We start from the raw sequence: 12,209 nt of genomic DNA, 5'->3' as shown, positions 1-12,209 counted from the left end.
TCGATAAAAGCACCGGTTCCGCCCGCACAGCTTCCGTTCATGCGCATGTCGGAAGTTACAAGCCGCCCGTCATCGTCATAAAAGAAAATGATTTTTGCATCCTGACCGCCAAGTTCGATTGCAGTGCGGCTCTGAGGATAGAGATTCCGTACAGCAGCTGAGTTTGCAACAACTTCCTGAACAAAGTGAGAACCAATTCTGTCAGAAATCGGCTTTCCGCCCGAACCGCACACCGCAATTCTGAAACGCTGACCTGGAAATTTTTCAGCAACATCTTTCAAAAGCCTTTGCGTAGTTGCCCATTGTTCAGCGTGGTGGCGTTCATAGTGAGTGTAAATTATTTCGTTTTCTTTAGAATCTAAAATTAAAATCTTAACAGTTGTGGAACCGACATCGATTCCCATTCGCAATGCTTTTTCTGACAAAATAAGACCTCAAAATAATTATTGTAAAATTGTAATTTCTACGCGCCGGTTTTGAGCGCGGCCTTCTTCGGTTTCATTATCTGCAACAGGTTTACTGCCGCCTAATCCACGGCAGATAAAATTATCTGCAGGTAATCCTCTTCCAGAAAGCTCAAGAGCTATTTTTCTGGCCCGTTTTTCTGAAAGTGATTTTTCTCCGGCAGGCTTTCCTGTACTTGCTGTATGACCTTCGATTAAAAAGTGTGAATTTTTAGCAATCTTTAAAACTTTTGCAATTTCATCAAGACGGGATTTTTCTGAAGGTAAAATTTCATCGCTGTCAGGCATAAATTTAATGTCTTTCAGGGAAAGTTTTAAGCCTGCAGGCGTTTCTTCAAAACTTATATCAGGCTTTGCAATCCTGTTAATTGCAGTAATTAATTTTTCTCTGTCGATTGCCGGCGGATATTCTGTAAATTGAGTAATTGTGCCTTTAAAATTTACCTGGCTTCCATCGGTATAATAAAAAGTTTCATCAACATTATCGCTTATTAAAACTGCTTCGCCTGTAGAAGCTCGTACGATAATGTCAGCTTTATGACCGCCGGTTGCTTTGACAAGAGAATCATCTCCCTTTGGATCCCGGTCAAAATTTGAAAACCCGTAGTTTGTCTGCCAGATTGCCTTGATTCTATATACATTTTCTCCTTTGTAAAGTTCTTCACCTGAAAAAGTATATAAAACAAGAATCGGAATCCTTGTAAAAACACCTTTGTTTAGCGGATCAACAGCTCTTTCAGCTTCAGCTTTCCAGGAATCGCCTTGTCTGAGAGCTTCTGAAGTGTATGAGGGAAAACTTCTGAATGCCGGATATCCGTTATCTACCAGCATTGACATTCTGCCGGTCGAAGAAATTTTAAAAACTGAAGGAATTGAATCATGAACTCCGGCTGCTGCTGTTTTAGAATACCGCAGAGTGTCTTCGCTTACAAAAAAATTACCGTCATACCAGTTATCTTTCTTTGATGAACGGATTCCATCTGGAGCCGAGGTTCTGCTTACAAAAGAACGGACTTCCCGGCTGGTAAGACCTGAATATTTCCCGTTAACATAGCGGCGTAAATTAGTCCGTTCAACCAGTGTATATCCGGAATCCCCGGAATAAGCAAGTTTTGTTTGAGAAAATAATGATGCTGCAGATAAAAATGCTATGAATGTAATCAGAGTCTTTTTCATAACTAATTTAACAGTTTGTCTAGAGTGTTGTCTTTTTGTCTCCAGTTTTTGTCAACTTTTACCTGTAAATCAAGATCAATTTTATAGTCGAAAATTTTTCTTAAAGCTTTGATGCTTTCAACCCTGATGGTTTTTATCATCTGGGCACCTTTTCCGATTACGATTCCTTTCTGGCTTTCTTTTTCAACACATAAAAAGGCCCGGCACCACATTTTATTAGGTGATTTTTGTTCTAAATCGGCAACCTGAACATATATTGCGTGCGGTAATTCCTGTTCAAGACGATTAATTGCCTGTTCACGTATTACTTCGGCAATTCTAAAATCAACTTCCTGATCTGTATAAAATTCTTCACTGTAAAGATGAGGTGCAACACTTGCCATATCGTAAAGAGCTTTTAAAACTTCGTTGATACCTGTGTCATTTTTGGCAGAAATTTCAAAAATCCGGTTTTCCGGAACTGACGGCAAATTTGCTTTAATAAATTTTCTTGCATGTTCTTTAAGAGTATTCTGCTCATCGATTTTATTTAAAGCAATTACAATTTTATCCTGATGATTTTCCAGAAGTTCAGTAATAAGCCGTTCTTCTTCAGCACAATTTCGTGTTGAATCTATGATGTAGAGAATTAAGTCAGAATCTTTTAACCCGTCTGCAACAATATTTCTCATCCGGAGATTCATTTTCTTTTCGGAGTCATGATAACCCGGCGTATCAATAAAAACCAGCTGTCCGAGTGAGGTATTTACAATTCCGCGGATTGCATTACGCGTAGTTTGAGGAACGGCGCTTACTATGGAAACTCTTTCGCCGGCTGCTGTATTCAAAAACGTTGATTTTCCGGCAGAAGGCCGGCCGATTATTGTAACAAGAGCTGTCTTATCGCCAACTGGAGGAATTTCGTTTTCTGATTCAGAAATTTCAGAATTATTGTTCATAGGGAGCATTTTAGCGGATTTTTACAGATTTTTAAAGCTAAAGTTCATTCATGGCAAATTTTTTCATTACATGTTCATTTTCTGCCGCATTGATAATCAGAACGATTTTATCGCCTTCATCAAGAACTGTATTTCCGCCTGGAATTGAATAGTTTTCATCGCCTTTTTTCTGCACCTGCATTACCAGAAATTTTCCGTTTTCAGCTATGTCTTTAAGTGCTTTACCTTTGATTTCGCTTTCTTTTGGTACAATAATTTCTGCAATTTCAAGACTTCCGCCATTAACTGAGTGAATTCCGGTAACGCTGTCTCCGCGCAAATGACTCATAATGCTGTCTATAACTGAATCCCTGATTGGAACTGCAACTTCTATTCCGATTTTACGGGCAACTTCACCAAAAGCGGCATTTGCAACAAGTGCGATACTGTTTTCGACTCCAAGAGATTCAATGTAAGCTGCCATGACCATATTCAGCTCATAATTTGATGTGGCACAGATTACAAGGTCAAATTTATCGATACCTTCTTCTTCAACAAAACCTTCTTCGGTTACATCAGCACAGAAGACACGGGTTCCCGGAAATTTTTCGCTTGCAGCCTTTGCATTTGCTTCGTTTGAGTCAACAATTACGAATTCCTGAGAAATACGTGATTTGAATCCGAAAAATTTCTTAAATTTGCTGGAACTTTCCTTTTTGATTAAGCGTTCTGCGACAATCGTTCCGATTCTGTTTGCTCCGACCAGAGCAATTTTTTTGACATCTTTTAATTTTGAACCGCAGAGATTGAGCATTTCCGGTAAATCATCACGGTTCATTAAAACGCCAAGACAGTCTCCGCCGTGAAGAATTGTTGCGCCGCTTGGAAGGGAAGTTTCGCCATCACTTTCAATATAGCAAACCAGAAAATGTTTTTCGGTTAATTTACGCATGTTCTGCAGAGCGATGCCATCAAGGCGGCTTTCATTTTCGATTGTCACACGAATAAGTTCGTATGAAGAATTTTCGAACTGAAGTGAATCTGTAATAGCTCCATGTTCTACTGCTGCTACAATCGCTTCTGCCGCTTCAACATCAGGATGAATCATGTAATCAATTCCGTAAAGATGCCGGTTTTCGCTGGAAAGTTTAGAGGCGTGCTTTTGAATTGCAGTGCTTGTATTTGCATAATAAGCATAATTTCGTACACGGGCTATTTTTAAGATTTTCGGATAAACAGAATCAACGAGTGAACAGGTAATCATATTTACTTCATCATTGGAAGTAACGCATACCAGTGCATCTGCGGTTTCAATACCTGCTTCTTCAAGAGTATCAAGATTGTTTCCGTCTGCCTGAATTACATTACAGTCGAGGCGGTTTGAAGCGTGTCTGACAACATCTTCGTCATTGTCTATGAGAACAACATCATTTTTGCCGTTTATGAGCCGTTTAGCAAGCTGCGTGCCGGTAAATCCTGCACCAACGATTACGATTTTCATTTTTATCATTGTAGCGTGTTATCTGGAAAATATCAAAAAAAAGTATCGCATTAAAATAAAAAATTCATTAAGATAGTTTTAATTAAAAAAGTCGGAGATTTTGAATTATGGCACTGAATGAAAATGAAGTTCCCATGTCCAAAAAAATAGAAATTCTTGTTGTTGATGATTCAACTATGATGACATCATTGGCACGCAGAATCCTTGAAACCAAAAATTATCTTGTAACAACAGCATCTTCAGGCGAAGAATGTCTTGAATATGTAAAAAATCATTCACCAAATTTGATTCTTCTTGATGTTTTTATGAAAGGTATGGATGGTTTTGAAGTCTTACATGAATTAAAAGCCCGCACTCAGACATCTTCAATTCCGGTAATTTTTCTGACAGGTGACGAACATAATGAAACAGAAATCCGCGGTCTGCATGAAGGAGCTGTTGATTTTATTTCAAAACCTTTTATTCCGGGAATTTTAATTCAGCGTGTTCAGAATACAATCGAACTTTCCCTGCTTCAAAAAAATCTGCAGCGTGAAGTTGACAAACAGGCAGGTAAATTAAAACGTCTTACTCAGCAGATTATGCTTGCTCTTTCCAGTACTGTCGATGCAAAAGACCATTACACGCGGGGTCATTCTTTCAGAGTTGCAAAATATTCAAAAGAAATTGCACGCCGGCTTGGCCGTTCAGAGCAGTTTCTGGAAGATATTTATGCAATGGGGCTGCTTCATGACATCGGTAAAATCGGAGTTGCGGGCAGTATAATCAGAAAAGATTCCAGACTTACAGACGAAGAATATGCCGACATAAAAGAACATACTATTACAGGCTACAATATTTTAAAAAACATTACCGAATTGCCCGGTCTTGCAATTGGAGCCCGATGGCATCATGAACATTATGATGGAACCGGCTATCCGGACGGCTTAAAAGGGCAGCAGATTCCTGAAGAAGCGCGTATTATTGCTGTTGCAGATGCTTATGATGCAATGACTTCAAAAAGAACTTACACAACGGTAAGACCTCAGGCTGAAGTCCGTGCAGAAATTGAACGGTGCAAAGGGACACATTTTGATCCTGAAATTACAGAAATTTTCTTAAAAATGATTGATGAAGACACCGAATACACTATGAGGGAAGACGAATCTAATTTTTAGTGCTTTATTTAAGATTAATCTAAGAAAACTCTTAACAGATAAATTTCAATTTCTAATTTTAATTATTATAAAAAGAATTATAATGTTATGTATGAAGAGATTAGGTTTAATTTTTATTCTTTTATCAGTTTTTTCATTCTTAGCATTCTCAGCTCCTTCTAAAGGCACAGGTCCAAAGGATAAGGGCGGAAATTCCAGACGGGAACCTCCATCTCGAAGTCCAAGAAATTCAAACGGCGATTCTTTTGTATCAGGACCAAATACATCAAAATCAAATCAGGGATTAGTTCCTCCTCCTCCGGGAAGAAGTTCCAGTAAATCTACACGTGATCCTACAATACCGGCTGCCTCTCAGCAAAAAAAGACCGCACCTGAAGTTCAAACTCAGGATGAACCTGCAGTTTCAAAAACTTCAAATTCCGGTGGTTTTGAAGAAGAACAGATTAATTATCGTGGTGTAAGAACAGCCATGCCTTCAGATTCATTTTCTCCGCAGAGAATTAAAACCGAGCGATTATCATCAAATAATATCAGCCTCGAAATTATATTCAACAAAATTCTGGATCCACATTCATTTTCATATTCCTCAATAAAGATTGACGGCGAAGAAATTTCTCAAAAAATGAATTTTTCTTTTAACAAAAAAGGTGATACTGTAAAGCTTGTCCTGCCAGTTAAAAAAGAACGCTTTACAATTGAAATTACCGGTATAAAATCTTTTGACGGAACTGAAATTACATATACTCAGGTTCTTGAAATCCCAAAATAAAAAGTTGATTTTATTCGAAATTCGTGTAACTCTTATAGATGGGAATATTTTTGAATATGGGAGTCAAAAATGGAAAATTTACTCGAAAAAAACGCATTAACTCAAAATTTAAAAATTTTAATTGTTGAAGATGATAAAGGAATCTCCGATTTTATTATACCTGAACTCGAACATGAGGGCTTTGTAACAAAACTTGCAGAAACAGGCCGTCAGGCACTTGAAATGTTTGAATCTGAAAATCCGGATTTAATTCTGCTTGATGTCATGCTGCCTGAACTCAATGGTCTGGAAGTATTGCGAAGAATTCGTGCTGTATCAAAAGTGCCTATAATTCTTGAAACCGCACGCGGTGAGTCAATTGACCGGATTAACGGGCTTAATATGGGTGCAGATGATTACATTCCAAAACCGTTTGAATTTGAAGAATTGCTGGCACGAATTAATGCGCTTTTCCGAAGAATTACATTTACAAAGCCTGAAATTGAAGCTAATCCAACATTCAAAAACCTTACTTTAATTCCAAGCAAAATGTGCTGTAAATTCGGTGAAAAAGAAATTTCGCTTTCTAAAACTGAATACATGATGATTAAATGCTTCATGGAAAATCAAAATAAAGTTCTTACCCGCAGCGAAATAATCGATGTTATCTGGGGAAAAGGTCACTTTATTGATGAAAATACGATTGATGTTTATGTCGGATATATCCGCTCAAAAATCGAAGCCTTTACAACCGACGAATACATAAAGACTGTACGCGGTTCCGGTTATATGATGGCTTAAAAACCAATGAAGCTCCGCTATTTAAAATTATTTTTTCGTTCGTTTGCAATCCGGCTGGCATTGCAGTTTATGTTTCTTCTCACAATGGCAGTTATTCTGCTTTCACTGATTTTTCTTTATTACACCCGGTCTGTGATTTTTTCAAATCAGCAGAACGAATTAAGAAATGCGGAAGCTGTTGTTTTTAATGCCAGTCAGGAATTAATTCTGAATGATACTCCCGGGAAGCCTTTAAATCTAACTCAGGAAATTCCTTATTACATTACATATCTTGTTTACGAAACCGGGGAATATAATTTAATTTCGACAAATGACCCGTTCCTGCCGTTTCTGGCCGATTCCAGCGGTAAAATTGAAAAACTTTTTATAAAAGATTATTTCTTTGATGGTGATTTGAATATTCTTTATTTTTCTAAAATTCACAGGGTGGATTCAAAGGATTATATAGTCTCTGTTGCAATAAATATTGATAATGATTCTTTAGGTAAAGTTTTTAATCTGCTCCCGCGTGCCATAATTTTAACTGTAATACCAATTTTAATAGTTTCTTTTTTTATTTTACTTTTAATCACAAAAAAAACAATAAAGCCGGTTGTAAAAATTACAAAAGCGGCACAGTCAATCAGAATTACAAATTTAGATGAACGGCTTCCTTTATCCGGCCGTGGTGATGAAATTGACGAACTTTCAAAGACTTTTAATGAACTTTTCCGTCAGCTAAAAAGAGATTTTGACCGTGAAAGACAGTTTTCAAGTGATGTTTCACATGAATTAAATACTCCGCTTACAGTAATTCTCGGACAGACGGGGCTTCTTTTGAGATGGGGTAAGGATAATCCTGAACAGCTAGAAAAATCTCTCAACGCAATAAAGCAGGAAGGAAAATCCATGCAGTCCATTATTGCAAATCTGCTGCAGATTTCCAGAATCGAAAGCGGAAGAATTAAACCACAGTTTGCTTCTCTCAGCATAAAAAGTCTTTTTGACCGGCTTTCAGAAGAAGTTCAGACAATTTCACCGGATTCTTCATTAAATTACGAAATTTCTTCTCAGAATGATTCTGATGATTTTACTTTTACAACAGATGGTGAAATGCTTCATCAGATTATGACAGTCTTAATATCAAACAGCGTAAAATTCTCCGGTGGAAGTTGTAAAATCACTCTTAGCGCAACGCAAAAAGATGAAAAAGTTATTCTTGAAGAACTGGATGACGGACCGGGCTTTTCAGAAGAGACCCTGCCGCATATTTTTGAAAGGTTTTACCGTGGAGACGAAGCTCATACCCGTTCAGTAAGCGGCTCGGGACTTGGGCTTTCAATCGCCCAAACCCTTATTACAGCCCTTAGCGGTTCAATTTCTGCAAAAAATGCCGAACCTCACGGAGCCTGCTTTATTATTGAGCTTCCTTTTTCTGATTAGAAAGTGAATTCAAATATTCTCTGCTTAAGTTTTCGTGATCTTTGAGCATTGCGTAAGGAACACCGTAAGCCTTTTCGACCTCGTCGCGGGTAAGAACTTCTTCTGGTGTGCCGAGTGCCATGTCGCGGTTTGGATAGAAAAGCAGAACTGTATCAGCATATTTTTTTGTTAAATCAAGCTCGTGCATTGAAATGTAAATTGATTTACCTGTTTTGTGCACAAATTCTTTGAGATAAGAAAGTGCATTTTCTTTCTGGTAATTTTCGAGGGCAAAAAGAGGCTCATCCATAAAGAGAGATTGGCTTCCATACAAAATACCGAATGCAAGAAGAACGCGCTGAATTTCACCTTTACTCAACTTTGTGAGCGGATGTTCAAGCACATTAGAAAGTTCAAAAACTTCGATTGTCTCATCGAGAAGATTTTTGTTTTCATTGCGGATTGCCTTTGCATTTCCCTTTAAAGAGCCGTTCTGATAAACAAACGAAAGAAGCTCTTTAACTTTGTCTTCGGTTTCAAATTCCATATTCTGATAAATTACAGAAGCAAGAAGATTTTTGTTTTCGTCATCGAGAACGGCAGGATTTTTACCTAAAAGCGTAACTGTTCCAGAATCAGGATTAAGACGGCCGCTTGCAAGAAGCATTAAAGTTGATTTTCCGCAGCCGTTCTGACCGACAAAGCTAACAAATCCTTCCGGGAGCTGTGCTGAAAAGTGTTCAAAGACAGGTTTGCTTTCAATCTGTTTTTCGTTTTCGTCTAAATCGCCTTCAACCGGCGGATATGTAAAAGTAACATCATTAAATTCAAGAAAATTGTTATTGTTCATACAATTAAGATAATGAAATTTCGTTAGAAAGAGAAGATTGAATGAAGCTCATTTTTAGGGTATTATTCTATTTATGTCTTACGAAGTAACAGCGACCCGTCGCAGACCGCAGGCTTTTGAGGCTCTTGCAGGTCAGGAATTTGTTGCAGAAACACTAAAAAATGCAATTCAGTCACAAAAAATCGCACACGCTTATCTTTTTTCAGGCCCGCGTGGCTGTGGAAAGACTTCAACTGCCCGAATTTTAGCAAAGGCTTTGAACTGTGCAAATGGCCCGACATCAACTCCATGCGGAAAATGCCAGCAGTGTCTGGAAATTACAAAAGGAAGCAGTACAGATGTAATCGAAATCGACGGTGCATCTAATACCTCCGTAAACGATGTAAGACAGATTAAAGACGAAGTTTTATTTCCTCCTCAGAGCTCACGATACAAAATCTACATTATCGACGAGGTACATATGCTTTCTACCTCGGCTTTTAATGCTCTGCTTAAAACAATCGAAGAGCCGCCTCCATACTGTATTTTTATTTTTGCTACAACTGAACTCCAGAAAGTTCCGGCTACAATCAAGTCGCGCTGTCAGCAGTTTAATTTCCGTCTTGTTCCGATTGAACGGGTAAAACAGCTTCTTGCTGAAGCAGCTGCAGAAATCAATATTAAGGCAGATGACGAAGCACTTTACTGGGTTGCAAGGGAATCTACCGGTTCTGTGCGCGATGCCTATACTCTTTTTGACCAGGTTGCAGCATTCTCTGGCGACCACATTACTTACGATAAAATCCGCGATAAGCTCGGTCTTGTCGGTGTAGACAGACTTAATGCAATTTTTGAAGATGCAGCTCAGAACAAAACTCAGGAAACACTTCTTAAAATCGACGAATTTTTACAGAATGGTGTTTCCATCGAACAGTTCATCGTAAACTGCACTGAATATCTGCGTTCTCTTTTGCTTATCCGCGCAGGAATTTCAAAGGAATCTCTTCTTGGTCAGTCACGTGAAAGATATTCTCAAATTGTGCTTCAGACATGGAATCCGGTTCAGCTTGAACGAGCTCTTTCAATTCTTCTGCAGCTTTACCGCGATATCCGCTATTCACTTTCTCCAAGGTACGAGCTTGAACTGGCCTTTTCACGCTTGAGCTGGCTTAATCAGTATGTTTCACCGGCCGAAGTTAAAAAAGCAATCGATGAAGCAAAATCTCTTTTAATGCAGGGCTCCAGTGCTTCTCAGCCACGGCCAGCAGCTTCCTCTCAAAATCTTCAGACAGCTCATCAGAATACCGCTGCACAAACTTCCGGCTCAGCTCAGGCTTTGAATACTGTACAAAATTCAGCAGCGCAGTCGGCTAATCCTTACCTTAACCGCATAATTACACAGATGCCTTCCCGCGAGGAAACTTCTGCTCAGCAGCAGGCGGCTCCTGCAAGAAATATTTTTGCGCCTCCTCCAGCTTTTTCTGACCCTCAGGAACAGCAGCAGTCCGTTCCGCCTGACATGAGCGAAGATTTTGCTCCACCAGATCCAACGCCTCAAAATTCGGGAAGTATTCCATCTTTTAGCATGGGCGGAGCTGTGCCGCCTGAACAAACAGCGGCACCGGTTCAATCAACTGTTTTCCAGAATAACTCGTCAGATTTCAGGGAACTTGCAATAAAAGAGCTCTCAATGCGGGATCCTATGCTCGGCTCTTCTCTGTATCAGACCGGCGCATGGACAAAATCCGGTTCAACTGTAATAACGCAGGTGTCTTCAAGCTATCTCAAAATGCAGCTGGATTCGCACTCTCCTCAAATTTCAAAATTTCTTTCGGAAATGTGCGGTGAACAGGTTAAATTTGAAGTCAGCTTAAGGCAGGTTGTAACAACACCGGTTGAACAGACTGCTCCAGAGCAGGTAAAAATCTTGTGCGATGTTTTTAAAGGCCAGATTGTCGGTCATTCGGTTAAAACAGAGCAGGAAATTGCGGCAGAAGCAGCCCAGAAACAGCAGGAAAAAGCAGCTTCAGAAAATTCATCAGAAGCTTCTGAAGACGAAGAAGAATAATATTAAAAAATGCGGGTGTGTTGATTTGAATTGGTTTTTATGTTAAATTACATTCGTTGGTCAGGCGCCAGCAAATTCTTTCTTCAAAACCGAGTCAGGGCGGAAGCAGCAGCTCTATGATGTTTAGAATTGTGCATGGTTCCCCTGACCTTTTTTGTTTTAAATTATTTTACCTGTTTTTCAAGGTATTTCATTTTTTCCTGACGGAAACTTGCATCTATTTCGCGGTCAAAAAAATCTATGCCGGTGTCTGCTTCAAGCTGATACAGATTGAATAAAAATTCATCCGGATCGCAGTTTCTTTCATAATCGCCTGGAATTCTGTTCTGAATCCTGTAGCATTTTTTTTCATATGCCCCGTCATTTTTATAGAGAATGATTTTATAAAAATATGATGGAACTGCAATCTTGTTGTTATTTGTATATTTTACTTTAAGCGGATCCCGGTCAAAAACTGGACCTGTATAAACATAAACTTCACCATACTGTGCAGCTAATTCTTCTGATTTTTTTGTAATATTTTTCCAGATGGTGTCTTTAAGCTGTTTGCTCATAAAAACTACATTTGATGTATAAAATGTTGACATTTTTGCAGTTGAATCATTTTGCGCATGATCTTTTGGATAGAGTTGAACTGCTTCAAGATTCTGGCCTGTCAAATCTTTTGGGGTGATTTTATAGCCTTTTACACGGGAATCAATCTGCCAGTCACTGGAAGAGGGGGCAGTTCCGATGAGCATCTGCGGTGTGAGTTTATACATACACCAGACCGGAATTCCGTAATTTTCTGCAAAGCCGAGTGAATAATTTGTATTTTGAATTGAGTAAAAATCTTTGCCGTTTGGAGATGGTAAATCAACTTTTAATGATTGAGCAAACAACGGGGTGACAGCTAGTAACATGATAATAAACTTTCTCATTTTTAACCTTCCTTTTATTATATGATACTATACTTTTCAGATTTTTTGTAGATTATTTTAATAAAAAAAAAGCCGGTTTAATCCGGTGAAGTGCACCCCAATTATTGGACACTTTAACTAGGCTGATTTTAAGGACTGATTCCTGAATTGTAAAGGGGTCAGTCCTTTTAATTTAACCTTAATTCTTTTTTCGTTGTACCAAGACAAATATTCAACTAATTCTTTTT

The 12,209-nt window shown here is 38.6% G+C and carries 12 protein-coding genes and 1 other RNA gene; 6 read left to right on the top strand and 7 right to left on the bottom strand.

The genetic code is table 11. The features are described from left to right. From ACKI5B_RS08750 to ACKI5B_RS08735, 4 genes are all read right to left on the bottom strand, one after another. Nucleotides 1-425 (bottom strand): BadF/BadG/BcrA/BcrD ATPase family protein (locus ACKI5B_RS08750; RefSeq protein WP_407427841.1); only part of this gene is annotated, 425 nt, incomplete at its 3' end. 18 nt (nt 426-443) lie between these two features. After that, the gene (locus tag ACKI5B_RS08745) at nt 444-1,640 is read right to left on the bottom strand and encodes an OmpA family protein (RefSeq protein ID WP_407427839.1); all 1,197 of its coding nucleotides are present in this window, start codon (nt 1,638-1,640) and stop codon (nt 444-446) included. A gap of 2 nt (nt 1,641-1,642) precedes the next feature. Then, a complete protein-coding gene (gene era, locus ACKI5B_RS08740) occupies nt 1,643-2,578 on the bottom strand; it encodes a GTPase Era (RefSeq protein ID WP_407427837.1) in 936 nt (311 codons plus the stop codon). Between the two features lie 37 nt (nt 2,579-2,615). Beyond that, nucleotides 2,616-4,058 (bottom strand): NAD-binding protein, encoded by a 1,443-nt coding sequence (locus ACKI5B_RS08735; protein ID WP_407427835.1) that lies wholly within the window; start codon nt 4,056-4,058, stop codon nt 2,616-2,618. 107 nt (nt 4,059-4,165) lie between these two features. On the opposite strand from ACKI5B_RS08735, the gene ACKI5B_RS08730 reads away from it, so the two are divergent. From ACKI5B_RS08730 to ACKI5B_RS08715, 4 genes are all read left to right on the top strand, one after another. Next, entirely contained in the window at nt 4,166-5,215 is a 1,050-nt protein-coding gene (locus ACKI5B_RS08730; protein ID WP_407427833.1) for an HD domain-containing phosphohydrolase, read from the top strand. Between the two features lie 91 nt (nt 5,216-5,306). Beyond that, complete coding sequence (locus ACKI5B_RS08725; RefSeq protein WP_407427831.1) at nt 5,307-5,984, top strand: hypothetical protein; 678 nt, start codon at nt 5,307-5,309, stop codon at nt 5,982-5,984. A gap of 69 nt (nt 5,985-6,053) precedes the next feature. Further along, nucleotides 6,054-6,764, top strand: a complete 711-nt coding sequence (locus ACKI5B_RS08720) for a response regulator transcription factor (RefSeq protein WP_407427829.1) — start codon at nt 6,054-6,056, stop codon at nt 6,762-6,764. Between the two features lie 69 nt (nt 6,765-6,833). Continuing rightward, entirely contained in the window at nt 6,834-8,186 is a 1,353-nt protein-coding gene (locus ACKI5B_RS08715) for a sensor histidine kinase (RefSeq protein WP_407427827.1), read from the top strand. Here ACKI5B_RS08715 and ACKI5B_RS08710 read toward each other — a convergent pair. Beyond that, nucleotides 8,161-9,015 carry an ATP-binding cassette domain-containing protein gene (locus tag ACKI5B_RS08710; RefSeq protein WP_407427825.1) on the bottom strand — a complete coding sequence of 285 codons (855 nt, stop codon included), beginning with the start codon at nt 9,013-9,015 and terminating at the stop codon, nt 8,161-8,163. The two genes, ACKI5B_RS08715 and ACKI5B_RS08710, sit on opposite strands and share 26 nt — an antisense overlap. 73 nt (nt 9,016-9,088) lie before the next feature. On the opposite strand from ACKI5B_RS08710, the gene dnaX reads away from it, so the two are divergent. Both dnaX and ffs read left to right on the top strand, forming a co-directional pair. Further along, nucleotides 9,089-11,062, top strand: coding sequence for a DNA polymerase III subunit gamma/tau (gene dnaX / locus ACKI5B_RS08705; RefSeq protein ID WP_407427823.1), 1,974 nt, complete (start codon nt 9,089-9,091; stop codon nt 11,060-11,062). Between the two features lie 58 nt (nt 11,063-11,120). Next, an RNA gene (ffs, locus tag ACKI5B_RS08700) (signal recognition particle sRNA small type) lies at nt 11,121-11,215 on the top strand. Nucleotides 11,216-11,226: 11 nt separating this feature from the next. Here the strand turns inward: ffs and ACKI5B_RS08695 are convergent. Further along, on the bottom strand, nt 11,227-11,982 hold the full coding sequence (locus tag ACKI5B_RS08695; RefSeq protein ID WP_407427821.1) for a DNA/RNA non-specific endonuclease: 756 nt from the start codon (nt 11,980-11,982) through the stop codon (nt 11,227-11,229). A gap of 117 nt (nt 11,983-12,099) precedes the next feature. Then, nucleotides 12,100-12,209 (bottom strand): IS3 family transposase (locus tag ACKI5B_RS08690; protein ID WP_407425619.1); only part of this gene is annotated, 110 nt, incomplete at its 5' end.

The organism is Treponema sp. (assembly GCF_045657965.1).
GTDB lineage: Bacteria > Spirochaetota > Spirochaetia > Treponematales > Treponemataceae > Treponema_D.
The sequence above is the reverse complement of the archived record's forward strand: the minus strand, read 5'-3'. Positions and strand labels throughout refer to the sequence as shown.

Excerpts from the sequence above, each read along its gene's own strand:
- ACKI5B_RS08745 (WP_407427839.1), bottom strand. The coding sequence starts at position 1,640 with ATGAAAAAGACTCTGATTACATTCATAGCATTTTTATCTGCAGCATCA.
- era (WP_407427837.1), bottom strand. The coding sequence starts at position 2,578 with ATGAACAATAATTCTGAAATTTCTGAATCAGAAAACGAAATTCCTCCA.
- ACKI5B_RS08735 (WP_407427835.1), bottom strand. The coding sequence starts at position 4,058 with ATGAAAATCGTAATCGTTGGTGCAGGATTTACCGGCACGCAGCTTGCT.
- ACKI5B_RS08730 (WP_407427833.1), top strand. The coding sequence starts at position 4,166 with ATGGCACTGAATGAAAATGAAGTTCCCATGTCCAAAAAAATAGAAATT.
- ACKI5B_RS08725 (WP_407427831.1), top strand. The coding sequence starts at position 5,307 with ATGAAGAGATTAGGTTTAATTTTTATTCTTTTATCAGTTTTTTCATTC.
- ACKI5B_RS08720 (WP_407427829.1), top strand. The coding sequence starts at position 6,054 with ATGGAAAATTTACTCGAAAAAAACGCATTAACTCAAAATTTAAAAATT.
- ACKI5B_RS08715 (WP_407427827.1), top strand. The coding sequence starts at position 6,834 with ATGTTTCTTCTCACAATGGCAGTTATTCTGCTTTCACTGATTTTTCTT.
- ACKI5B_RS08710 (WP_407427825.1), bottom strand. The coding sequence starts at position 9,015 with ATGAACAATAACAATTTTCTTGAATTTAATGATGTTACTTTTACATAT.
- dnaX (WP_407427823.1), top strand. The coding sequence starts at position 9,089 with ATGTCTTACGAAGTAACAGCGACCCGTCGCAGACCGCAGGCTTTTGAG.
- ACKI5B_RS08695 (WP_407427821.1), bottom strand. The coding sequence starts at position 11,982 with ATGAGAAAGTTTATTATCATGTTACTAGCTGTCACCCCGTTGTTTGCT.